We start from the raw sequence: 23,123 nt of genomic DNA, 5'->3' as shown, positions 1-23,123 counted from the left end.
CCCTCAGTGTTATCCAGCCTTGAATAGACGAATGCAATGCACTCAAGCGCCGGGCTGCCTTATGTGCACCCAAAGCCTGCGTTGTCTGCGGAAAGTTTTATAACAAGCCCCATTTGATTGGTCAAGCGGCTATGCAGCGTAGTTGCGGGTTTCCGGCACAAAGCACGAGCTCAGCCGAATTTGCGTTGGAGAAAAGCCACAGTTCAGCGTATGGCGATACGCCGATACACAGACAACAGCATCTCTTCAAGGAACAGACGCTGATTGAGAGGGTGACTGGCCATGCGTCGATGCGTTTCGATTTCACGATATGCGTTCAGCCAGGCCTCACTTCGTCCCTTTGCCTGGCGAGTCAGATCTGTCGTGTAATCAGCAAAGAAACGTGCAGGATGCCCTCCTGCAACACGAACACCGTCACTAAGCCACCGCTGCAACCAGTTGATAAGGATCGGCATGGTGAAGCCTCCTTCCTGCGCCCCCTTGGCTTTCAGGCTGCTTTCCCAGTCAGCAGAGAGCTTCAACGGATCACGCACACCAAGCGTAGCCAGGTCCGAAGCCACTTTTCTGCGAGCCTCAAACAAAACGCCTTTGGCATAATTCCGCGCCGCAAGCGGAAGGCCGCTGACGAATCCAAGCAGAGCCTCATTTTCTATACCTTCACCTCGCATCCACGCAACAGCTTGCCCGGTGTCGGGACGGGGGAAATCAAGCACCTGGCAACGACTGCGAATCGTGGGCAGCAGGCGGCGAGGAGCATTGCTCAACATCAAGTACACAGTGCTGCCGTTCGGCTCTTCCAGCGCCTTGAGCAGGGCATTCGCAGCCGCCATGTTCATTGCTTCAGCCGGATCCACAATAACCAGCCGCCGACCTCCCGCATGTCCTCCAGCACCTACTTCCAGCGAAGCCTGAAGGCTGCGCACTTGATCAATGACGATCTGTGTCGATTTCGCCTTCTCTTTCTTGCCAGACTCAGCGCCACCATCTCCCTCCTCCTCTGCCGCAGCTTCATCCGCAGCCGGAATCAGCGTGAACATATCCGGGTGATTGCCAGATTCGATCCACTTGCAATCGGCGCAGGTTCCGCAAGAAAATCCCCGGTCATCCGGCGACTGACATAGCAGCGCCCGTGCCAGATGTTCGGCAAAAAGGCGCTTGCCGCTGCCTTCCGGACCGGAAAGCAGCAAAGCATGTGGCAATCGCGTGCCACGCTTGTGCAAATCCTGCCACAGCGGCAGCAACCAGTCTGGCAAGGTTTCCAGCCTCATGCGAAACGATCCTCCAGTTGCTTCACCACATCCTTGCAAATAGCCTGAATGTCGCGTGCTGAATTGATGACCGCAATGCGCCCGGCGCTGGCTTCAGCACGTTCGAGATACGCGCTGCGCACCCGCTCGAAAAAATCGCGTTGTTCGCTCTCGAAGCGATCCGCCTGCTCGCGCCCGCGAGCCAGACGCTGCGCAGCCATTTCCGGCGGTAAATCAAAGAGAAAGGTCAGATCGGGTTGCAAGCCTGGGTGCACCCAGGCTTCAAGTGCGCGGAATTTCTCGGCAGACAAGCCACGTCCGCCCGATTGGTAAGCGAACGTGGCGTCACTGAAGCGATCACATACCACCCAGCAACCATCCTTCAGCGCGGGTTCAATCACTTTTGCCAAGTGTTCGCGGCGCGCAGCAAACATCAGCAATGCTTCGGTCTCCAGATGCATCGGTTCATGCAATAGCAATTCGCGCAGTTTCTCACCCAAGGGGGTGCCGCCAGGCTCCCGCGATTGCACAACCTCCAGACCACGCTTGCGCACCCAGTCGATCGTTGCCGCAATCTGGGTACTCTTGCCGGCCCCGTCGATGCCTTCAAAAGTGATGAAGCGTCCTCGTAAACTCATTGCTTTCTGCCTGCTCGTTGATATCGCGTCACTGCACGATTGTGTTCTTCAAGTGTTCGCGAAAACTCGCTGCTACCATCACCGCGCGCTACAAAATAAAGATAATTGCCTGGCTCAGGATGAAGTGCTGCCTGCAGCGCAGCAGCGCCAGGCATGGCAATCGGCGTAGGTGGCAAACCACCGCGCGTATAGGAATTGAATGGTGTATCCGACTGCAGATCCCGTCTACGGAGGTTTCCATCGAAATCGGCCCCCATTCCGTAGATAACCGTCGGATCGCTCTGCAACGGCATCCCGATACGCAGACGATTGATAAACACCGACGCGATCCGCCCCCGATCTTGGGCTTTCCCTGTTTCCTTCTCAACCACTGACGCCAGGATCAGTGCCTCATAGGGCGTTCTCAGGGGCAAATCAGAAGCTCTGCCCTGCCACTCTCGCTGCACGATCTGAGCCATGCGCTGCTGAGCACGCCGCAAGACATCCAGATCACTGCCCCCGCGAGAAAAACTATAAGTATCAGGCGCGAACATCCCTTCAGGCGGCACTCCCGGCAGATCAAGTCTTGCCATCAACTCTTCGTCACTCAACGCCTGCGTATCATGAGTCATGTCCGGGTGGGTATTGAGCGTCGAGCGTACCCGCGAGAAACTCCAGCCTTCAATGAAACTGATGTCGGCATAGGCATTCGCACCGGTCGACATCAGTGCAACCAGATCCCAGGCCGCAATAGGCTTGTCGATACGGTAACTGCCTGCCTTGATGCGAACGGAGTGGCCGGAGAGGCGAGCCAGCCAGATCAGCGCAGGTGGCCATACATCGACTCCGGCATCTGCTACCTTTCGTGCAATCTGCTTCATCGATTCGCCACGCGCCACCTCAAAATCGACCGTGGGTTGGCGCAAGGATAACGGCTGCAGCACATACCAGGCCCCGGCTGCCACCGACACTATCAGCAAAAACAGACTCAGCTTGAACAGACGGGAAATCGTGCGCAGCATCGGCAAAATGGATTCAAAGCAAAGGCCGGACAAAGCCGACGGCGCCCTATAATAACGGAAACAACAGCCCCCTCGACAGGACCCTGCAATGAGCACTCCCTGGATCAATTTTCTGCAACAACACGGCGCCAGCATCGACGCGACACAGCCTGCTCGGATCTGCTTCAAGTCCCCACGCGAGGAGGCGGTGCTCGCCGCGAGTTCAACAGTAGTGGTCCCGCTCACACATCTGGGGCTTATTCATGCAAGTGGTGATGAAGCCTCCAGCTTCCTGCAGAACCTGGGCTCGAACGACATCAAGAAACTTGCGCCTGATCGTGCCCAGCACAACAGTCTGAACAGTCCAAAGGGCCGCATGCTGGCAAGTTTTATCGTCTGGCGAAGCGATGGGGATTACCTGCTCGCCTTGTCGGCCGATCTGCACGCGAACATCCTCAAGAAGCTTTCTATGTATGTATTACGCGCCAAGGTCAAGCTCCGCGATGGTGGTGATGAGCGCTTGCTGCTCGGGCTGGCGGGCACTCACGCTCTAATGGCATTGGAAGCCGCCGGGCTCTCCGCGCCAGCAGAAACCCTGGGGGTAATACAGGGCCAGACACGCGTGATCCATCTGGATGGCGAGCGCTATATCCTCGACTGTGCTGCCGACACCGCTCCGCAGGTCTGGACAGCATTGGTCGACGCCGGCGCACAGGCTGCAGGAACTGCCGCTTGGCGTTGGCTCGATATTCAGGCAGGTTTACCGTTGGTGACAGCACAAACCCAAGACGAATTCGTCGCACAGATGCTGAACTTTGAATTGCTGGGCGGCGTAAACTTCCAGAAAGGCTGCTACCCCGGTCAGGAGATCGTCGCCCGCACGCAATATCTCGGCAAACTCAAGAAACGCATGTTCCGGGCACACGTAGCAGATGCCGGTGCGGCACAGGTAGGGACAGACCTTTATGCTCCCGAATTCGGGGCGCAATCCTGCGGCAAAGTGGTTGCAGCCGTTGAGTCTCCCGAGGGAGGGGCCGATCTGCTGGCTGTAATGCAGATTTCTGCCCATGAAGCAGGGGAAGTGCATCTGAATGGAGTTGATGGTCCCAGGCTGGTTTTGAGCACCCTGCCCTATGCTGTGGATTAGATTGGCAAACGCTCTTGAATCAATAAACGCCGCCCCTGAAAATCAAAAGCCGCACAATGTGCGGCTTTTGATTTTCAGGAAACAGTGGCAACTCAGCCCAGATTTTTTTTGAGAAAATCCAGCGTGCGCTGCCAGGCCAGCTTCGCAGCTGTCTCGTTATAGCGAGCCGCATTAGTGTCGTTATTGAAGGCGTGATTCACATCCGCGTAGATAAATAACTCATAAGGGGCTCCTGCAGCCTTGAGTGCGGCTTCGTACGCAGGAATCCCCGCATTGATGCGCTCATCAAGCGAAGCGTAGTGCAGCTGCAGTGGAGCCTTGATCTTTGCGGCATCAACTGCGTTTGCCTGCATTCCGTAAAAAGCGACCCCTGCATTCAGATCGGGAGCCAGCGTCGCCAGTTGGTTAACTGCGGCCCCACCCCAGCAAAAACCTACAACCCCGACCCTGCCAGTTGATTGCGGATGATTCTTGAGATAGCGCAGAGCGGCCAGTGAGATCGCACCAATGGACTTGGCGTCAAGTTTCGCAAACATGTCGCGGGCTTTGTCTTCATCAGCCGGCGTCCCTCCTAGCAAAGAGAGATAGTCCACGCCCAAGGCAAGGAAACCCGCCAGCGCAAGGCGACGGGTAATATCTTCGATATGTGGATTGAGGCCCCGATTCTCGTGAATCACGATCACGGCCGGCAACTTCCCTGTCGCGCCTTTTGGAGTAGCCAGATAGCCTTTGATGTCACCGCCCTCACTGGGAAAGCTGAGACTCTGGGCACTGATGCGGGCATCATCTGCTGCGAGCATGGCGGCCTGCGCGTAATTGTTCTCCAGTACAGGCAACAGCGCGCTGGCTGCAACCGTGCTGCCGGTAATAGCGGTCAGTCGCTTCATGAACACACGGCGCGGCAATGGCGCGTGCGTATATTCGTCGTACAGCGCGATGATTTCCTGGTTGATGACGGGCATTCGGCCCTGCTGCTTGCTCATGGCACTTCCTCTCTTTTTGGGGTTATCTGGGTAGGACAGCTGGTCACCTGAGGATGACTCTCGCCTGATATGGATACACCCGGAGGCCTAGAAGTTCAAGCAAGCAGTTTCAAACCTCGGAAGCAGCCTCCAATTCATCCCAGTCCACATCGCCGCAGACTACAAACGGCCGACCATCGACTTCAACCTGAATCGAGACCGTCACGCAGATATTACCGGTCGCGACCGACAGGTAAGGACGCGTAGACTGCGGCTTGCCCGGATCATGCATGGCGCGGATGAAGTAAGCCCGCCGGGACCAGCGTGCACCAGACATATGCCCCAAACCCAGGGTCACCCGTCGGCGGCTTGTGGTCGGAGCATTGAGATTCCGCCCGACCTGCAGACCCGCATCATCCAGCATGTAAAGGCAGGCCACGTGCGGCAAACCAAGGTAGGCATCCGCCGCATCTTCGAGCGATGCCCCTTCGGCGATACGCTGCGCCGTGCAGGAAATTGCCTCAAGATACGGCGCCATGATGCGGCGGCGTGCATCCCAAGCCTGATCGGCACGTTTGCTCTGCTGATCCCACACGGCGTCCAGCGTGGGCTTAAGCACAAGAGGATCCTGAAGCGGCGCGGGAGCCGGGCGAGCAAAGTACCATCCCTGGCCGAAATCAATGTTTGAGTCCATGGCAATACGGGCCTGCTCTAGGGTTTCAATACCTTCAAGCAGCACGAGCGTACCCGCCTCATGAAGGATCCCCACGATTTGAGGCAACAGACGACGCACCGAGCGATCAGCCTCGGCTCGTGCGGCAAAGGAGCGGTCCAGCTTGACCACATCCGGACGGATTTTCCAGACCCGATCAAAGTTGGAATGGCCCGCGCCAAAATCATCCAGTGCCACGCCCAGGCCCAGAGCGCGCAGCGCCGCAACGCCCTCTTCAAAATGGATGTGATCCGTTATTTCTTCCTCTACAAGTTCAATGACGAACTGGGAAGGCGACACGCCCACAAATTCACCGATCGCTTGCGCGATAGGCAGGGAGTCCTTGTTGAGCAGGCTGCCAAAAAGCTCCGGATGCAGGTTCAGAAAAAACCAGCCGGGCGAATCGCAAACATTCAGGATGTGCATCATGCGGCTGGTGCGGTCCAGACGCAGCACATCCTCGGTTGTCTCCAGCGATCCAAACAGTTCTGGCGGAGATACAGGCCTGCCAGAAGGAGCGACGGCACGCAACAAAGCCTCGTGCGCCACGATACGGGAATGACTGAAGCTGACAATAGGCTGGAATGCGCTGGATAGACGGTGCTGCTGCCAATTCAATTGCAGCTGTCCGTCGCGCCATTCGCTGTTTGCGAGATAGGGTTTGAGAATTTCGGGAACATCATCCATGCGGGAGTTCCACGCCCTGGCAGGCGTGCGTGCCGCCTGCAAAAACTCGTTGCCCATGAACATGCATCCCCCGAACCCGTTTTTTTGAAAAATCCGGGAGCGCCGCACTCCGTCGGCAAACCCGGCAAGCATCGACCCAATACAGGCCTATCCGGGATTACGGCAGGAAATTCTAAGACTTTAGTAGCAAAGTAATAAAAATTCACGCTTTCAGGATAAACAGAGGCTAGTGCATCAGCCCTTCGGGAAGCCGCGTGTAGCCTTGATCTGCAGTGCAGGCGCCTAAAACCCAAGCGCAGCGCGGGCGTTGGCGCTGGTTGCCTCGGCAATGGCTCCAGCAGCCTCTTGGCGAAGCACGGCCAATTCCTGGGCAAACCGCGCTACGTTCGCCGGCTCATTGCGAACACGCGGAGCCCAGGCTGGCGGGATATCCGGTGCGTCAGACTCAAGCACGATGGTGTCGAGTGGCAGATGAGCAGCCAGGGCTCTTATCCGCGTGGAGCCGGCATAGGTCATCGCTCCACCGAAACCGAGCTTGAAACCCAGTTCGACGAAAGCATGCGCCTGCTGTTCGCTGCCGTTGAAGGCATGCGCGATACCACCGCGTACGGGATGGCGGCGCAGGTATTTGAGAATGCGGTCCTGGGCACGGCGAACATGCAGGATCACGGGTAGATCGAATTCCCGGGCAAGTTTGAGCTGTTCAACAAAGAACCACTCCTGACGTTCGGGGTCGGTTTCTTCCTCGTGACCATCCAGACCGATTTCACCAACAGCAACGGCCTCTCGCGTCGCCAGCAAATCGCGCAGGCGGCCAATATCCTCGTCACTGGCTCGATTCACATACAAGGGGTGAATGCCGAAGGCGCACACGCTACCCGGCAGTTGCCGCGCCAGATCGCGTACCGCTCCGCAGTTGGCGATCTCGACAGCTGGCAGCACGAACCGGGTGACACTCGCGGCCTGAGCCGCACGAATAACCCATGCCCGGTCAGCGTCAAATTCGGCAGCATCGAGATGAAGGTGGGTATCGATCAGCATCAGAACGGCTTACCTGGTCGCTTACTGCTGCAGACAGAATTGCTCGATATCACCCGCAATCCAGCTGGATGTCAGATCAGCCAGCTCAGTCACTGCTTTGCGCAGCCCCATGGCCTCACCTGCTGGATCGACGCTGCTGACAGGAACGCGTACATCCACGATGCGCTTGAAAACAGAATTCCTGCCATCCAGAGAAATGCGCAAGGTGCCTGCCAGCAACGCAGAGCCTGCACCCTGTTCATTGATGTCGAGAATGAAGTCGGAAAGCAGGAAGCTCAACCGGCAGCGTCCCGTTGGTTCCACCGGCAGCAGTCTGCTCAGGGCTTGATCGACAAGGTTGGCAGGCGGCGCAGCCCAGCGATTGTAAGTATAGGAGCCACGCATGGTTGGACGACTGGCTTCGCGGTAATGCATGTTCAGCCCTGCAACCACAGGTGTGGCCGAGACGCTGAGCGTACGCAGCGGTAAAGGCTTGCGCGCCAGAGTCCGGAAGCCGCTGCCCAGATCATGCTGCACCAGCGCCGGCGTAGCCTGTGGTGCAATGCTGCAGCCAGACAGCAGGAGGACTGAAACCCGGAATATGGACAGGATTTTCATGGTCTGGCGGGAATGGTTTCGCCCGGTCCGGGCGTTTGTTGGCGTTTGCCCAGCAGCAGGAGCTGGGGCGAACGTTCGATATCATCGAGTACACGACTGAGTTGCTGGGTATTGGTCTGCAATTCAAGCATCAGCTGATTGACGCGAGGCAAAGTGTCCGCTGTCAGACTGGCCTGTACGTCACCACCAAGCTTGTCGATCCGGGTTCCAGCTGCATCCACTTTGGCCAGAGCCTTGCGGAAATCATCCACAGCCGGGCTGAGCTGCTTGCTCATGGTCTGAATCTGTTCCAGTGTCGCCGTCAGGCGCTCGGCATTTTCCGGTGAGGAGAAGCGACGCATATCGGCAGCCAGTCCGGCGGTCTGGCTCAAGGCTTTTTCCAGACTGGCAGAACTGGCCGCCAGATTTTTCAGAGTCTGATCGATGCGTGCAACGTTCTCGGGACTGAGCACCTGCTCCATGCGCTCGGACGACTTGCGCAGTCTTCCAATGATTTCCTGAGCACTATCCGTGGCCTGATCCATCAAGCCGGGCTGCATGGGGATGAGTCCGGGTCCCCCGGCAATGATGCTCTTTGGGGGGGCCGGGTCGCTGCCATCGTCGTCGAGCTGGATGAAACCTTGCCCGGTCAGACCCTGAGTGCCGATTCTGGCACGCGTTCCACGGGTAACCGGCACATCGGAATCTATGCGGATGAGAATGCTGACTTCACGCGAGTCCTGCAGGTCGACATCGATCACCTTGCCTACCCGCACGCCACGATAACGAACCGCAGCCTGGGGATTCAGACCAGTGACGCTCTTGGGCGATATGATCAGATATTTCGTAGTGTCCTGAGCTCCACCCGACACCCACCAGAATGCCATGATGGCGGCAGCACCAAGGCAGATCACAAACAGGCCGACCATCAGCGGGTATGCGCGGTTTTCCATATCAATGGCTAATCAGCGGGCTGTTCATCTACCGTGGTCCGGTAACGGAAGAATTTCTGAATGAAAGGATGTTTGCATGCATGGATTTCATCCAGCGTGCCAATGGCAAGTATACGGTGTTCAGCCAGTACCGCAATGCGGTTGGCCAATGCAGTGAGCGTATCCAGATCGTGGGTCACGAACACGACTGTGAGCCCCAGACTGGCGTGGAGTTCCCGGATCAGGCGCACAAAACCGGCGCTACGCTCGGGATCCAGCCCGGCGGTTGGTTCATCGAGGAGCAGGAGTTCAGGCTCCAGGGCCAGGGCTCGCGCCAGCGCTGCACGCTTGATCATCCCGCCAGAGAGCTGTGCCGGCATCAGACCGGCGTGCTGCGGCTTGAGTTCAACCAGTTCCATTTTGGAGAGGACCAATGTCCGGATTTCCTCTTCATGCAAACCACCAAACTCGCGCAGCGGGAAGGCAATGTTGTCGTACAGCGTCAGCGCCGAATACAGGGCACCCTGCTGGAACAACACCCCCATGCGGCGCAGGCGGGCAAAACGTTCAGCGCGCCGGCCCGCGCGCAGGTGCTCCCCAAACAGCAGCACGTCACCCAGCGTAGGCTCCTGTAAGCCAATCATCTGACGTAACAGTGTGGTCTTGCCTGCCCCGGAACCACCCACCAGCGCCAGCAGGTCGCCGCGCTCCACCTGCAGGTCAACATTCTGATGAATCCACTGTCCGCCCAGACGGGTGCATACATCGCGTAGTTCGATAACAGGTCCCGCAGTCATCGCAGCGGCACTCCGATGCCACGGGTCAGCATGGCAAACACGGCATCCAGCAGGATCACGGCGGTAATTGCCGTCACAACCGCCGCCGTGGTGTTGCGCGACAGACTTTCAGTGTTGGGCTTGATGCGCAGACCGAAGTGGCAGGAGATGAGTGCAATCGCCACACCGAACACAGCCCCCTTGGCAAAGCCGATATACAGATTCTGGACTGGCACGACATGCGGCAAGGACAAGGCAAAGAAGCGCCAGTCGATCTCGAGTTGCAGCTGTGCTGCAAGCATGCCACCTGCCAGTGCGGCAGCAGAGGTCCACAGCACCAGCAAAGGCATGGCAATCGACATGGCCAGAACCTTGGGCCAGATCAGACGTTGATGGATGGAGACGCCCATCGCCGCCAGCGCATCGATTTCCTCGGTGACACGCATCACCCCAAGCTGGGCAGTGATCGCCGAACCTGAGCGTCCGGCAACGAGGATGGAAACCAGCACCGGCCCCAGTTCTCGGATGATGCCGATGCCGAGAATGTTGATGATCAATGCATCCGCGCCAAAGTTGCGCAACTGCAGGGCGGAAAGATAGCTGAGCACGATCCCGATCAGAAAGCCGACCAGTGCTGAAATCGGCATGGCCTGCACGCCGGTCTTGTAGAGCGCGGCCGAGAATTCCTTCATCGGAATGCTGCGCGGCTCGACAAACAGGCGCGCAGCCTCAATGCTGACCATGCCGAGCATGGTCGCAAATGCCCGGCAATGCGCGACAGTCGCAAGTACGCCGCGCCCCAGTTGCTCAACCGGCTGCAGCCAGTCAAACCGTGCCGGCTCGACCTGAATTCCAGCTACGCTGCGCACCCGCTCGAAAGCTGGATGCAACTGCGATGCAAGGATCAAGCTTTCGGGCTCCTGCAGCCCCCAGGCGCGCCACAACAGCAAGGCTCCGAAAGTGTCCATGCGAGTCACCCGCGACAGATTCCATGCTTTGGCGGAATGCCCGTGGAACAATAGTTTGGCCCGCAGCATGATCAGGCGCGGCTTGAGTGCAGACAGCGTCCAGTCGCCAGACAGCACGCACAGATCTCCTTCGTACAGCAAATGCGGCGGTGGAGACTTTGCGAGCTCGAGCGCGTGAGCCTTGTCCTGCATGCTCAATCCTCGCCACGCATGGCACGCGGGGCCTTGACTCTGAGCACTCGATCCAGGCGCGCCCATTGCTGTACTTCGTCGTTCAGGGCTGCTGCAGTCAGCGGCGCATCCTGCAACCAGCCCGGAGGCAGCATGATGGTGAATGTTCCGCGCTTGTCATGTTCCAGTTGAACGGGCAATTCTCCACGTGCGGTACGCGAGCGGCGCAGGATTGCGGCCAGACGCAAACACAGGATCAACTGCCAGTCGTGACTATGCGGATCCAGCGCCTGTACGCGCTCCAGCTTGCCGCGATGTGCCAGCGCAATGCGGGCCAGACGCCCTTGGTCCATGCGCGAGAAACCTGGCATGTCAGCATTGGCCAGGATGTAGGCAGTGTGCTTGTGGTAACTCGAGTGCGCCACTGACAGGCCGATCTCATGCAGCAATGCCGCCCACTCCAGAAAACGGCATTCAGCGGTTCGCAGCGCATCATCTTCATCGGCCAGCAGCGGTGCCAGCAGTTGTAAAGCAGTGTCAGCGACACGTCGCGCCTGGGCTGCATCAACCTGATAGCGGCGCATGAAGTTGTTGACCGTCGCATCACGCAAATCGTGGCGGTGGTAGCGTCCCAGCAGATCGTAAAGTACGCCCAGGCGGAGTGCCCCGTCTGAAAACACCATGTGCTCCAGATCGAACTCCTTGAACAGGGCGGACATGATCGCGAAACCGCCGGCAAAAACCGGCAAACGGTCAGACTTGAGGCCCTCAAGCTGCAGGTTGTTGATATGACCGGCCTTGAGCAGCAATTGACGCAACTTCTCCAGCCCCTCGCGCGTGATGCCGGAATGTGCCAGACCATTGAGTTCCAGCACATCGCAAAGCGCCTTGGCGCTGCCGGACGAGCCCACAGCCAGATCCCAGCCGGTTTCACGGTAAGCGTGCGAAATGGCTTCGAGCTGTGCGCGCGCGGCCAGCTCGGCTTCCTTCATGGCACTGCGCCCGATCAATCCGTCCGGGAAGTAGCGCATGGTGTAGCTTACGCAGCCCATGTACAGGGATTCCAGGTGCAGAGGTTCAAAATTGCGGCCAATGATGAACTCTGTGGACCCACCGCCAATATCCACCACCAGTTGCTGCAACCCCGGATCAGGCAGAGTGTGAGCCACCCCGACATAGATCAGTCGCGCCTCTTCACGCCCGGCGATCACCTCGATAGGGAACCCCAGCGCTTCTTCGGCCCGGATCAGGAACTCCGGCGCATTCTTGGCCACTCGCAGCGTATTGGTGGCCACCGCCCGCACGCCATCGGCCCGAAAACCACGCAGGCGCTCATTGAAACGTCGCAAAGCCTCCAGCCCGCGCGTCTGGGCGGCCTCGTCCAGAACCTTGTCCACGCCCAGACCTGCGGCCAGGCGCACGGGCTCCTTCAAGCCATCGAGAGGATAGATCTGGTCTCCCTGGACCCGTCCCACCATCAGGCGAAAGCTGTTGGAACCCAGGTCGACGGCACAAACGAGTTCTTGAGGCATGAAAGCTACGCAAGTGAAATAAGGCTGAAGCTGGTGGATTCTAGCCGGTCTGGGCAAGAAGCAGTGTGACGATACACCCAGAGCCTGCCCGGACAGGGCACTGCCCTTGTCATCATCCTGTCACTAAAATGTCACATCATCAGGTGATGCAAAGTACATCGCCCCCATCCGGTGAAGCCACCATGTATTCAAATCAGCCCTACCCTGTCGCCCCCCCCGACACTCTCCTCAATCGAGAACTGGCCATTCTCGGCTTCCAGCGCCGCGTGCTGGCTCAGGCAGCCGATACAAATGTGCCCCTGCTTGAACGGCTCAAGTACCTGTGCATCGTTTCGAGCAATCTGGATGAGTTTTTTGAGATACGCGTGGCGGGACTCAAGGAACAGGTCAAACAGGGCGTCAACGCCCTTGGCGGCATCCAGCCATTGACCCTGTACAGACAGCTCGGTCGCGAGATACACGGTGTCGTGGCGGAACAATACCGCCTGCTCAATGACGAAATCCTGCCCGCACTGGCCGCCGAGAACATCGTTTTCCTGCGCCGCTCACTATGGACCGAGGCACAGTCCGCCTGGATCCGCGAATATTTTGAAAATGAAGTCATGCCGGTTCTGACCCCGGTCGGACTGGACCCGGCGCACCCATTCCCGCGCCTGCTGAACAAGAGCCTGAACTTTGCCGTCGAACTTGAAGGCAAGGATGCCTTCGGGCGCAGTTCCAATGCGGCCATCGTTCAGGCTCCACGTGCATTGCCCCGCGTCATCAAGCTGCCGGCCGAGCTGACCGGTGTGGAGCATGGCTTCGTGTTCCTCTCCTCCGTCCTGCACGCCTTTGTCAGCGAGCTGTTCTCGGGCATGAACGTTCTGGGGTGCTATCAGTTCCGGGTGACTCGCAACAGCGACCTGTTCGTCGACGAAGAAGAAATCAAGGATCTGCGCAAGGCTTTGCAGGGGGAATTGCAGCAGCGCAACTTCGGTGGAGCGGTACGCCTTGAAGTCGCCGAGACCTGCTCACCGCAGATGTGCGAATTCCTCATGCAGCAGTTCGGCCTTGAGCGCGAAGAAGTCTACCGTGTCCCTGGCATCGTCAATCTTGTCCGCCTGATGCAGGTGCCGGACTGGGTCGATCGCCCGGATCTGAAATTTCCGGCTTTCCAGCCCTCCCTGCCGAAAAGCCTGGACAAGCGTGCCGATCTGTTTGCCGAAATCCGCACACGCGACATCCTGCTGCATCATCCCTTCCAGAGTTTTGCGCCGGTCATTGATCTGTTGCGCACAGCAGCGGATGACCCGCAGGTCGTGGCCATCCGCATGACGGTGTATCGCACCGGCACCGATTCGGTGCTGATGGAAAACCTGTTGCGTGCCGCACGCAAGGGCAAGGAAGTCAATGTCGTTGTCGAACTGATGGCGCGCTTTGACGAAGAGGCCAACATCAACTGGGCCGCACGCCTGGAAGAGGCCGGTGCGCATGTCGTATATGGCGTAGTCGGCTACAAGACGCACGCCAAGATGCTCCTGATCGTGCGTCGCGAAGAAGAGCGCAACGGTCACTCCATCCTGCGCCGTTACGTGCATCTGGGCACTGGCAACTACCACCCGCGCACAACCCGCTTCTACACTGATTTCGGACTGCTCACCGCCAACGAAGAAATCGCGGATGACGTCCATGAGATTTTCAAACAGCTCACCGGTCTGGGGCGCGCCGAAGAACTCAAGCACATCTGGCAGGCACCTTTTTCGATGCAGTCCAGCGTGATCGCCGCCATCGATGCCGAGGCTGAAGCCGCTCGCCAGGGCCGCAAGGGACGCATCATCGCCAAGATGAATGCCCTGCTGGAGCCACAGACCATCCAGGCCCTTTACCTGGCATCGAACTCCGGCGTGGAGATTGACCTTATCGTGCGCGGAGCCTGCGCCTTGCGACCCGGCGTTGCCGGTTTGTCAGAGAACATCCGGGTCCGCTCGGTCGTCGGACGTTTTCTTGAGCACTCGCGTATTTTTTACTTCTACGCCGATGGCGAGGAAAAGGTTTGCCTGTCGAGCGCAGACTGGATGGACCGCAACTTTTTCCGGCGCATCGAGGCCTGCTTTCCGATACTCGACGCCAAGCTCAAGCGCCGCGTCATCCGCGAAGGTCTCAAACCGTATCTGGCCGACAATTGCCAGGCTTGGGAAATGGATGAAAACGGCGATTACAAACGTCGTTCTCCACGCACGGGTTGCGCACGCCATAACGCCCAGGACATGCTGCTGACCGAATTCGGTTCCTGACTCATGACCTGAAGAGCCGCCTCTGACGGGCTTCTTCAGGCATGCCACAGGCAGAGCCAGGCGGGAAGCGGCACTCCGACCCTGCTCCTTGAAGAAGGCCGCCAGAACTGGCCTCTGGAGCAGGCTGCGAAAACCGCCGCCCTGAACCATCTCAAATCGCCGTGTCTTGTATGCCCGAAAAGGCAGGCAAGGCCGTTGATCCAGCCAGTCCGGACGCTTGGCGCCAGTCACGAAAAACCGCGTGCCAAACGCGGTCAATACGCTTACGAAAGGCTCTCGCCGGAGCCGCCGCTGTCGGCATCATCTTGCGCAGTGCAGCACATCGGAACCTATCCGGTGGCGCACTGCCGCGAGCGGCCATTGGCCATCGCGCCATCTACCAATAAAAGACTAAGGAGACATGATGAATCTGCACAAACCAGCAATTGCCGCCGTACTGTTCATTGCCCTGACGGGTCTTGCTCAGGCGGCCGACTTGCTGTCGGCCTCGTTTACCACCGACAAGGTCTTTTCCCCGGCATTCAAGGCCTTGCCTACGGACGCCAGCAAACCCTTCTTTGCCGTAACGTTCGGCGAACCGAAGGTCGAGGCGGGAAAATTACTGCTTGCGAATGGACGCATCACGCTGGGCGCTGTCGCCGACGCTGCAGGCGTGATTCCTGAATCCACGGCCTCCAGTCGTCCGGAAGGCGTGCTTGACCTGAGCAAACCCTACAAGATCACGGTCAAGATCAGCGAGGCCAGCACGACGATTGCAGGCAAGGACACGTTCTTCATCTATGTGAACAACAGTACCGCCAAGATGGTCCAGTCCCCACTGGGTGAGGCGTCGGTCATCGTGCGCGCGCCGGTCAGCGAACTCAAACCAGGCGAGAACGTATTCACCGCCACACTGGGTGACGCCAAATCGTTCCTGCAGATTCGCGCCGAATCAGGCGCTGTGCTGAAAATTGAATCGATCAAGGTCGAGTCGATCTGAAGCATCGCCAACCAGAAAAGCCGGGACAACCCGGCTTTTTTTGCGTCCAGAATCCATGAACGCTTGTCTGATCATTTGCAGGACAAGCCGCGCGGGAAGAAGATACCGGTCTGGTTGAACCGGTTCGGAGAGCCCGCATGGAGAACACGCCTTTTCAACGCATCATTCTGACCGGCGCCGCCGGGCGACTGGGCAAGGCACTACGCCCAGGCTTGCGCGCACTATGCGAAACCCTGGTGCTGTCAGACCGCATTGAACTTGATGAAGCTCCTGCAGCCGGCGAAGAGTTCATTCCCTGTGAGCTTGCCGACCACCCGAGCGTCAGCCATCTGCTCGAAGGCGCAGACCTGGTTGTACATATGGGCGGCATTTCACAGGAATGCAGTTTTGACGCGCTCCTGCACAGCAACCTCATCGGGCAGTTCAACCTCTACGACAACGCACTGGCGCATGGGGTCAAACGCATCGTGCTGGCCAGTACCAACCATGTCACCGGCTTCTATCCGGTGGAACAGCTCGTCACCCCGCACATGCCTGTACGGCCTGACAGCCTGTACGCCATCAGCAAATGCTATGGCGAAACCTTGGCGCGCTTCTTCCATGATCGCCACGGGCTCGAATCGGTGTGCTTGCGCATCGGCAACTGCAGCCCTCGACCACTCAGCCTGCGGGCCCTGAGTTGCTGGCTGAGCCACGCAGATCTGTGCGAACTGGTGCGTTGTGCCGCCCTCACCCCACACGCTGGTTTCGCCATCGTTTACGGCACCTCCGCCAACGCAGCAACGTGGTGGGATGGCGATGACGCAGCTCGCATCGGGTACCGGCCGCACGACAGTTCCGAAATTTTTCGTGCCGAGCTGCTTGCGACGGCCGGCAACCAAGCAAAGTGCGTTCATCAGGGAGGCAATCCCCTGAATGTGGATTATCGCCAGCCTGCCACCTGGAACAACCGGCGATTGAGCAGATGACGCTGCCGCCACGAATCAGCTAAGCTCAGCCCATGCTGCAGCAAGGAGCCCAAACCGACATGCCTGACTCAAGCCCCACCAGTCCATCCGTCCGTTACACGCCAGTATCGGCGCGCATCCGCGAGCGCATCCAGAAAGCACAGCAGCGCTTCCACGCCAACGACAACATCTCCGCGTTCATCGAAGCCGGCGAGCTGGAAGCCCTGCTTGATGAAGTGGAAGGCAAGATGAAAGGGGTGCTGGAAAGCTTGGTTATCGACACGAGCAGCGATCACAACACGCAAGACACCGCGCGCCGTGTAGCCAAGATGTATCTGACCGAGGTATTCCGTGGTCGTTACGTGCAACAACCCCCGGTCACCGAGTTCCCCAACGCTGAGCATCTCAATGAACTGATGATCGTCGGCCCGATCACCGTGCGCAGCGCCTGCTCGCACCACTTCTGCCCGATCATGGGGCGCTTGTGGATCGGCATCATGCCCAACGAACACTCCAACCTGATCGGCTTGTCAAAATATGCCCGTCTGGCTGAATGGGTGATGAGCCGTCCGCAGATCCAGGAAGAAGCCATCGCCCAGGTCGCCAATCTGCTGATGGACAAGGTCAGCCCGGACGGGCTGGCTGTGGTGATGGAGGCTGACCACTTCTGCATGCACTGGCGGGGCGTGAAGGACAATGACAGCAAAATGATCAACAGCGTGATGCGCGGCTCTTTCCTGAAAGATGCCTCGCTGCGTCGCGAATTCCTTTCGCTTATCAACCTGAAACCCTGACGGAGCCAGCCATGCTCGTTCGATTGCTCTACGCCAGCCGTGCCGCCCAGACGCTGACTCCGGACCTGATTGATGCGATCCTCGTCCAGTCGCGCACCCACAACGCCGAACTCGGCATTACCGGCATCCTCTGCTACAGCGGCGATATTTTCATGCAGGTCCTCGAAGGTGGTCGCGATGCCGTCTGCGATCTCTACAACACCATCGTGCGCGATGATCGCCATCGCAATGTCCGCCTGCTGTCTTATGAGGAGATTCGCGAGCGGCGCTTTGCCAGCTGGACGATGGGTCAGGTCAATCTGGCCAAGGTGAATCCATCGCTGATGCTCAAATACGCCGAGAAGCCTGAACTCGACCCCTTCAATTGCAGCGGAGCCGCCTCAATGGCGCTGCTCGATGAGTTGATTGCAACCGCCTCGGTTCTGGGGCGGGCGGGCTGAGTCCTTGGCTTCTTGAACGCACTGCATTACAGCGCGCGTCAGGAGGTCTTGGCCTTGGGGGTGTGCAGGTGTCTGGCGGTCAAAACATCACCAGCGCAAGACCAGATCCGGCCCGGTGAAGTTTGAACTTTGCGCCCTGAAAACCTTTTGTGCCGAAGGGCGCCTTCAGGGCACTCGGGCCAAGCCGACTTCAAAAAAACCTGGCGGGATCGATAGCTTCAACAGACGCCAGATGCTTATGCATTGTTTTTGTTATTAGCAATTCTGTTTTTATTCGTTCTCCTGATAAGCAAGCTTCCATAGAGTGTCCCTGTCGCTTCACCCCAATATCGAAAGGACACTCAAATGAAATTCCCCTTGCACAACAAATGGATCGCGGCAGCACTGCTGGGCCTGCTCAGCACGAGCCACGCATTGGCCGACGTAACCCTTCTCAACGTCTCCTACGATCCGACTCGCGAGTTCTACGAGGACTTCAACAAGGCGTTCGCGGCTGACTGGAAAGCCAAGACCGGCGAAACCGTTACCATCAAGCAATCTCATGGCGGCTCAGGAAAACAGGCACGCGCCGTGATTGACGGGCTTGAAGCCGACGTCACCACTCTTGCGCTTGCTTACGATATTGACGAGATTTCAAGCATCAGCAAAACCATTCCGGCGGATTGGCAAAAGCGCCTGCCGCACAACGCATCGCCCTACACCTCGACCATCGTTTTTCTGGTTCGCAAGGGCAATCCTAAAGCCATCAAGGACTGGAACGACCTGACCCGCAAAGGCGTCGACATCATCACCCCCAACCCCAAGACTTCCGGCGGCGCCCGCTGGAATTACCTCGCCGCCTGGGCCTATGCCCTGGCTCAGCCAGGAGGCAATGACGCCAAAGCCAAGGACTTCGTGAAATCGATTTTCTCGAACGTCAAGGTTCTCGATTCCGGCGCGCGAGGCGCCACCACCACCTTCGTTGAGCGTGGCATCGGTGACGTACTGCTGGCTTGGGAAAATGAGGCTTTCCTTGCTGTGAAGGAACTGGGTCCGGACAAGTTCGATATCGTCGTTCCCTCGCTTTCCATCCTGGCCGAGCCTCCGGTTACGGTAGTGGACAAGGTGGTTGATCGTCGCGGCACCCGCAAGGTTGCCGAAGCCTACCTGAAATTCCTCTACACCCCGGCTGGTCAGGAACTCGCCGCCCAGAACTACTATCGTCCGATCGATCCGGCCATTGCCAAAAAATACGAAAAGCAATTCACCAAGGTAAAACTGGTCACCATTGATGAAGTCTTCGGCGGCTGGCAGAAGGCCCAGAAGACCCACTTTGCGGATGGCGGAGTGTTTGATCAGATCAGCGTGCGCTGAGCGCTCCCCTCTCGCCTGATAACGGCAATCCAGAAAGAAGGGCTGCGCGAACGGAAGTTCATGCAGCCCTTTTTCCGGACTTTGTCGCAGCACAGCAAACGATACAAAGATATCAAGAGCCGGATCCGGCAGACGAAACAGATGGTTCGCAAGGCCTTGCATTCTTCATCTCGCAAGCCTGCGCTTCGACCAGACCCGGCTGAATGCTGAACAAGCCCCAAACAGGAGTCTTTCCTATGTCAAAAATACTGATTGTTCCGGGCCTTTACAGCAGCGGAGCGTCTCACTGGCAAAGCTGGTTTGAGCAAAAACTGCCGAACACCTTCCGTGTCGAGCAGGATGACTGGTCAGACCCCTATCTGCCGCGCTGGGCTGGAGCAATACGCCACGAACTGGATCGGGCCAAAGGCCACGTCTGGATCATCGCGCACAGCTTCGGTTGCCTGGCAGCGGCACACGCCTCCACTGATCACCGCGACAAAGTAGCCGGCGTCATGTTTGTGGCCCCGGCGGATCCAGACAAGTTTGAAGTGACCAACGTGCTTCCCGCCGAGCGCCTCGGCTTTCCAAGTGTCGTCGTCGCCTCAAGCACTGATCCCTGGATGCGCCTGACGACCGCTGCCTACTGGGCAGATCTGTGGGGTTCCCGTCTCATCAGCATCGGAAATGCCGGGCACATCAACGTTGATTCAGGATTTGGCCCCTGGCCTGATGGGCTTGCCATTTTCGAGCAACTTCGCCGCACTCAATCCGATCTGCCCCTGGGCTCACTGGATCCGGACTTTCGTTTCTCCAGCAGGAAAACTCCGGGCATCACGCGCAAACCCGGAGCACTCAAAAAGCGTCTGGCCCTGAACTGGAATCAGTGGTTGCTTGGTGATGCCGGGCCTGATGCAGTTCCGGCGGAGTAACGCAGTAGCCATTCTTCTCAAGAAGCTTGCGGGCTCGTATCAAGCGGGCCTCTAGCCGACAGAAGCGCAAACTTGTGGAGTAGTTGGCCGGACTGTTCAGCAGGTCCAGGCCCTGCGCAGCAAGCCACTCCCGAATGATATCCAGACTCTTGCCTCCCACGCCCGGCATGCGCGCCAGAAGATGGTAATCCAGCGCAGCCACGTCTTCCGCCGTGAAATCACGCCGCTCCAGCAGCATTCGCAAGGCATTGACTTGGCGCGTTTTAAGCCCTTCCTGCATCGACACCAGCTTTCCATTTCCGTGTTGTGGCAACCTCATGCAAAGACCGCGCATGACATGAGTTTTCCCAGAGGGAAACCGCTGAGACCCAGAATGATCATAGCCAGTCATCCAGGTGAAGACGAACGACGAATTCTGCATGAGCATATTCACAATTTCACGCCGTCGGAACGATGGATGCTGGCTCGGCATCCACAAGCCCTCCACGCATTGAGTTTCTCCATCGCCAAAGACCTTTGGCATGGCTGTACGGGATTCAGTAATTTGTAAATCACAAATCCTTCTCTCCCGCAGAAAGTCTTTGATAATGCAATGACAACACTTTCTGAGCGGTTATCTGCATCCGCCTCTCATGGCATTCATCAAGGAGTCTTCTCATGAACCGCGCCCTCCCTACATCCCCTTGTCAGGGAAGGAGCAAACCACATGAGGCTGTCCTGAACGCCATCTCCTGATGGGGAGGGTTCATTTGGCGCACCCATGGCATCATTCCGAACGATCCGAATCAGCGAGCTCGCCATGCCCATTCACTCCAAACTACCCTCCGTCGGCACCACCATCTTCACCGTGATGAGCGCGCTCGCCGCCGAGCATGGCGCGATCAATCTGTCGCAAGGCTTTCCGGATTATCCTTGTGACCCGGCGCTGCTCGACGCCCTCGCGACGGCGGCCAAAGCCGGCCATAACCAGTACGCGCCAATGGCGGGCCTGCCTGCCTTACGCCAGGCGATTGCGGCCAAACTTGCGCTGCAGCATCACATCAGCGTCGATCCGGATACCGAGATCACCGTCACTGCAGGCGCCACGCAAGCCCTGTTCACGGCCATCGCCACCGTGCTGCACGCCGGCGACGAAGCCATCCTGCTCGACCCGTCCTACGACAGCTACGCCCCCAGCATCTTGGCGCAAGGCGCGAAACCGGTACATATCGCTCTGGCAGCACCAGACTTTTCCGTGGATTGGAACGCGGTGGAAGCGGCCGTGACCCCGCGCACAAAGCTCATCTTGGTCAACAACCCGAACAACCCGGCCACATCGGTGTTTTCCAAGGCTGATCTGGATGCGCTGGCCGCGATTGCCGAGCGCCACAAGCTGATCGTGCTGGCGGATGAGGTCTATGAGCATCTGGTGTACGACGGTCTTCAGCACCAGAGCGTGCTGGCCCACCCCGCATTGCGAACCCGCAGCTTTGCCGTGTATTCCTTTGGCAAGACCTTCCATGCGACCGGCTGGAAGGTCGGCTATTGCGTTGCCCCGCCCTCCCTCACGGCAGAGTTCCGCAAGATCCACCAGTTTCTGGTCTTTGCGGTGAATACCCCGGCCCAGCACGCGCTCGCCGCGCACCTCGCAGAACCCGCCAGCTGGCAAGGCCTGCCGGCTTTCTTCCAGACCAGGCGTGCCCTGCTCGCAGCAGGGCTGAGTGCCGCCGGCTTCAAGTTGCTGCCCAGTCAGGGCACCTACTTCCAGCTGGCCGATTACTCGGCGATCCGCCCGGATCTGGACGACATCACCTTCGCCCGCTGGCTAACCACCGAGCACGGCGTGGCCAGCATTCCGGTTTCAGCGTTCTATCAGAAAGCGCCCGATCAGAAGATCGTGCGCTTCTGTTTTGCCAAACAGGAGCAGACATTGCAGGCAGCCATCGCTCGTTTGGGTAAACTACGCCCTTGAACTCAACCAGCACACCACAGACAACATGACCGAAGTCGCCACCACCGAAGCTCCCGCCACCGAAACCCCGGCGCCTTCCGCCCGCGATCTGCTGAAACAACTGCAACAGGAATACAAGGTTATCGGCGAGCATCAACCTCTGGCCATCGGCATCGACAAGCAACTGCTGGCCGCCCGCCCCACGATCAATCGCAAGCAGCTGCGCGCCGTGCTGGGCATGCACACGAAATCCGTGCGCTATCTGAAAGCCCTGCAAGCCGCCAGCCAGCGCTTTAACCTGGACGGCAGCGCCGCCGGCGACGTCAGTGAAGAACAGCGCGGCATGGCCAGCAAGGAATTGATCGAACGCTTCAAGAAACGCGCCGAAGAACACAAGGCCGCACAAGCCGCAAAAGACAAAGCCGAAAAAGAGGCAAAGGCTGAACAGCAGCGGCTGGAAAAGCTTACGCAACTGGCGAACAAGTTCTCGCGGAAATAGGCAGCTGACAGTCAGGAGCGGACGTCCGGATTTGCCGCTACAAAGCAGCCATTCGATGTTCTGGAACTGAAATCTGTAGAGTGAGGTTTTTGTCGACTCTGTTAATGCGGCTCTTCTGCACAGCAGAATCGTGCAAAGCCAGTATGGAAACCATTCTTCGCCATGTGGCCGTGCCTTGTTAGGGAGCATGCACCAATGCTGGGTGGCAAAACTGCTTCCTATAACAAGTTAGAAGCCATGATCTTTGCCCTTTCCACGGACGACAAATCCCTGATGGTTTTTGCCTCGGAGGTCGAAGCAACAGCCTACTCGGAAGGCATTGACGTTGAAGACGGCGTTTGGCTGTTTTTTGATGATTACGATTTTCCGCTTGCGGCCACGTTCACTACTCCGAACAAATGCGGCAGTTTCTCCGTTACATCGGGTACTTATCATCTACAGCCCGGCCAAGGCCAAAACCTTTCCGAGTACCTGCCCCAGATTGCCTCTGTTGAAGGCTTGGCTCCGCTAAATACTGTAGCCGGGGGAATGGAGCGCTTGGCGTCTAACCTTTCGTATATGGACTCCCCCGAAAATCAAGGCTGATCGAGGTTTGGTTTTTTCGGGTTAAATCACCTGCAGTCGTATA

At 58.1% G+C, this 23,123-nt stretch carries 23 protein-coding genes; 11 read left to right on the top strand and 12 right to left on the bottom strand.

Annotated elements, in window-relative coordinates; all coding sequences use genetic code 11:
• Positions 1 to 203: 203 nt before the first annotated feature.
• The 3 genes from holB to mltG are packed head-to-tail and all read right to left on the bottom strand — an operon-like array spanning position 204 to position 2,886.
• Positions 204 to 1,268: a DNA polymerase III subunit delta' gene (holB, locus tag Q9Q94_RS07885; RefSeq protein WP_305979521.1), complete on the bottom strand. Its 1,065-nt coding sequence runs from the start codon at positions 1,266 to 1,268 to the stop codon at positions 204 to 206.
• Positions 1,265 to 1,885, bottom strand: a complete 621-nt coding sequence (gene tmk / locus Q9Q94_RS07880; RefSeq protein WP_305979520.1) for a dTMP kinase — start codon at positions 1,883 to 1,885, stop codon at positions 1,265 to 1,267. The genes holB and tmk overlap by 4 nt, the downstream gene beginning before the upstream one ends.
• Positions 1,882 to 2,886, bottom strand: coding sequence for an endolytic transglycosylase MltG (mltG, locus tag Q9Q94_RS07875; RefSeq protein WP_305979519.1), 1,005 nt, complete (start codon positions 2,884 to 2,886; stop codon positions 1,882 to 1,884). Before mltG ends, tmk begins: the two co-directional genes overlap by 4 nt.
• A gap of 88 nt (positions 2,887 to 2,974) precedes the next feature.
• Between mltG and Q9Q94_RS07870 the strand changes: the two genes are divergently transcribed.
• Positions 2,975 to 4,012 carry a folate-binding protein YgfZ gene (locus Q9Q94_RS07870; protein WP_305979518.1) on the top strand — a complete coding sequence of 346 codons (1,038 nt, stop codon included), beginning with the start codon at positions 2,975 to 2,977 and terminating at the stop codon, positions 4,010 to 4,012.
• A 92-nt stretch (positions 4,013 to 4,104) separates the two neighbouring features.
• Here the strand turns inward: Q9Q94_RS07870 and Q9Q94_RS07865 are convergent, their stop codons facing one another.
• The 8 genes from Q9Q94_RS07865 to ppx all read right to left on the bottom strand — a co-directional run bounded on the left by Q9Q94_RS07865 (position 4,105) and on the right by ppx (position 12,369).
• Positions 4,105 to 4,995 carry a dienelactone hydrolase family protein gene (locus Q9Q94_RS07865; protein WP_305979517.1) on the bottom strand — a complete coding sequence of 297 codons (891 nt, stop codon included), beginning with the start codon at positions 4,993 to 4,995 and terminating at the stop codon, positions 4,105 to 4,107.
• A 109-nt stretch (positions 4,996 to 5,104) separates the two neighbouring features.
• Positions 5,105 to 6,430 carry an EAL domain-containing protein gene (locus tag Q9Q94_RS07860; RefSeq protein WP_305979516.1) on the bottom strand — a complete coding sequence of 442 codons (1,326 nt, stop codon included), beginning with the start codon at positions 6,428 to 6,430 and terminating at the stop codon, positions 5,105 to 5,107.
• Between the two features lie 225 nt (positions 6,431 to 6,655).
• Positions 6,656 to 7,414: a TatD family hydrolase gene (locus Q9Q94_RS07855; protein WP_305979515.1), complete on the bottom strand. Its 759-nt coding sequence runs from the start codon at positions 7,412 to 7,414 to the stop codon at positions 6,656 to 6,658.
• 21 nt (positions 7,415 to 7,435) lie between these two features.
• Positions 7,436 to 8,011 carry a hypothetical protein gene (locus Q9Q94_RS07850; protein ID WP_305979514.1) on the bottom strand — a complete coding sequence of 192 codons (576 nt, stop codon included), beginning with the start codon at positions 8,009 to 8,011 and terminating at the stop codon, positions 7,436 to 7,438.
• Positions 8,008 to 8,943: an MlaD family protein gene (locus Q9Q94_RS07845; RefSeq protein WP_305979513.1), complete on the bottom strand. Its 936-nt coding sequence runs from the start codon at positions 8,941 to 8,943 to the stop codon at positions 8,008 to 8,010. Before Q9Q94_RS07845 ends, Q9Q94_RS07850 begins: the two co-directional genes overlap by 4 nt.
• Positions 8,944 to 8,951: 8 nt before the next feature.
• On the bottom strand, positions 8,952 to 9,719 hold the full coding sequence (locus tag Q9Q94_RS07840) for an ABC transporter ATP-binding protein (RefSeq protein ID WP_305979512.1): 768 nt from the start codon (positions 9,717 to 9,719) through the stop codon (positions 8,952 to 8,954).
• Positions 9,716 to 10,858 (bottom strand): ABC transporter permease, encoded by a 1,143-nt coding sequence (locus tag Q9Q94_RS07835; RefSeq protein WP_305979511.1) that lies wholly within the window; start codon positions 10,856 to 10,858, stop codon positions 9,716 to 9,718. The genes Q9Q94_RS07840 and Q9Q94_RS07835 overlap by 4 nt, the downstream gene beginning before the upstream one ends.
• A 2-nt stretch (positions 10,859 to 10,860) precedes the next feature.
• Positions 10,861 to 12,369, bottom strand: coding sequence for an exopolyphosphatase (gene ppx / locus Q9Q94_RS07830; RefSeq protein ID WP_305979510.1), 1,509 nt, complete (start codon positions 12,367 to 12,369; stop codon positions 10,861 to 10,863).
• Between the two features lie 182 nt (positions 12,370 to 12,551).
• Here ppx and ppk1 point away from each other — a divergent pair, with 182 nt between their 5' ends.
• From ppk1 to Q9Q94_RS07795, 7 genes are all read left to right on the top strand, one after another.
• Positions 12,552 to 14,642 carry a polyphosphate kinase 1 gene (gene ppk1 / locus Q9Q94_RS07825; protein ID WP_305979509.1) on the top strand — a complete coding sequence of 697 codons (2,091 nt, stop codon included), beginning with the start codon at positions 12,552 to 12,554 and terminating at the stop codon, positions 14,640 to 14,642.
• A 400-nt stretch (positions 14,643 to 15,042) separates the two neighbouring features.
• On the top strand, positions 15,043 to 15,621 hold the full coding sequence (locus Q9Q94_RS07820; RefSeq protein WP_305979508.1) for a hypothetical protein: 579 nt from the start codon (positions 15,043 to 15,045) through the stop codon (positions 15,619 to 15,621).
• A 137-nt stretch (positions 15,622 to 15,758) separates the two neighbouring features.
• Complete coding sequence (locus Q9Q94_RS07815) at positions 15,759 to 16,589, top strand: NAD(P)-dependent oxidoreductase (protein ID WP_305979507.1); 831 nt, start codon at positions 15,759 to 15,761, stop codon at positions 16,587 to 16,589.
• 59 nt (positions 16,590 to 16,648) lie between these two features.
• Positions 16,649 to 17,362, top strand: a complete 714-nt coding sequence (folE, locus tag Q9Q94_RS07810; protein ID WP_305979506.1) for a GTP cyclohydrolase I — start codon at positions 16,649 to 16,651, stop codon at positions 17,360 to 17,362.
• 11 nt (positions 17,363 to 17,373) lie between these two features.
• Complete coding sequence (locus Q9Q94_RS07805) at positions 17,374 to 17,802, top strand: BLUF domain-containing protein (RefSeq protein ID WP_305979505.1); 429 nt, start codon at positions 17,374 to 17,376, stop codon at positions 17,800 to 17,802.
• A gap of 345 nt (positions 17,803 to 18,147) precedes the next feature.
• Positions 18,148 to 19,155: a sulfate ABC transporter substrate-binding protein gene (locus tag Q9Q94_RS07800; RefSeq protein WP_305979504.1), complete on the top strand. Its 1,008-nt coding sequence runs from the start codon at positions 18,148 to 18,150 to the stop codon at positions 19,153 to 19,155.
• A gap of 236 nt (positions 19,156 to 19,391) precedes the next feature.
• Complete coding sequence (locus tag Q9Q94_RS07795) at positions 19,392 to 20,066, top strand: alpha/beta hydrolase (protein ID WP_305979503.1); 675 nt, start codon at positions 19,392 to 19,394, stop codon at positions 20,064 to 20,066.
• Here the strand turns inward: Q9Q94_RS07795 and Q9Q94_RS07790 are convergent.
• The gene (locus Q9Q94_RS07790; RefSeq protein WP_305979502.1) at positions 19,990 to 20,589 is read right to left on the bottom strand and encodes a hypothetical protein; all 600 of its coding nucleotides are present in this window, start codon (positions 20,587 to 20,589) and stop codon (positions 19,990 to 19,992) included. The genes Q9Q94_RS07795 and Q9Q94_RS07790 overlap by 77 nt on opposite strands.
• Positions 20,590 to 20,865: 276 nt before the next feature.
• Between Q9Q94_RS07790 and Q9Q94_RS07785 the strand changes: the two genes are divergently transcribed.
• The 3 genes from Q9Q94_RS07785 to Q9Q94_RS07775 all read left to right on the top strand — a co-directional run bounded on the left by Q9Q94_RS07785 (position 20,866) and on the right by Q9Q94_RS07775 (position 23,080).
• Positions 20,866 to 22,017: a methionine aminotransferase gene (locus tag Q9Q94_RS07785; RefSeq protein WP_305979501.1), complete on the top strand. Its 1,152-nt coding sequence runs from the start codon at positions 20,866 to 20,868 to the stop codon at positions 22,015 to 22,017.
• 25 nt (positions 22,018 to 22,042) lie between these two features.
• On the top strand, positions 22,043 to 22,495 hold the full coding sequence (locus Q9Q94_RS07780) for a ProQ/FINO family protein (protein ID WP_305979500.1): 453 nt from the start codon (positions 22,043 to 22,045) through the stop codon (positions 22,493 to 22,495).
• A 195-nt stretch (positions 22,496 to 22,690) separates the two neighbouring features.
• Positions 22,691 to 23,080, top strand: coding sequence for a hypothetical protein (locus Q9Q94_RS07775; RefSeq protein WP_305979499.1), 390 nt, complete (start codon positions 22,691 to 22,693; stop codon positions 23,078 to 23,080).
• Positions 23,081 to 23,123 lie beyond the last annotated feature (43 nt).

Origin of the sequence: Uliginosibacterium sp. 31-16, from assembly GCF_030730865.1 — a bacterium.
Taxonomy (GTDB): Bacteria; Pseudomonadota; Gammaproteobacteria; order Burkholderiales; family Rhodocyclaceae; genus Uliginosibacterium.
Note: the sequence above shows the minus strand (reverse complement) of the source record. Positions and strands in the feature narration are given on the sequence as shown.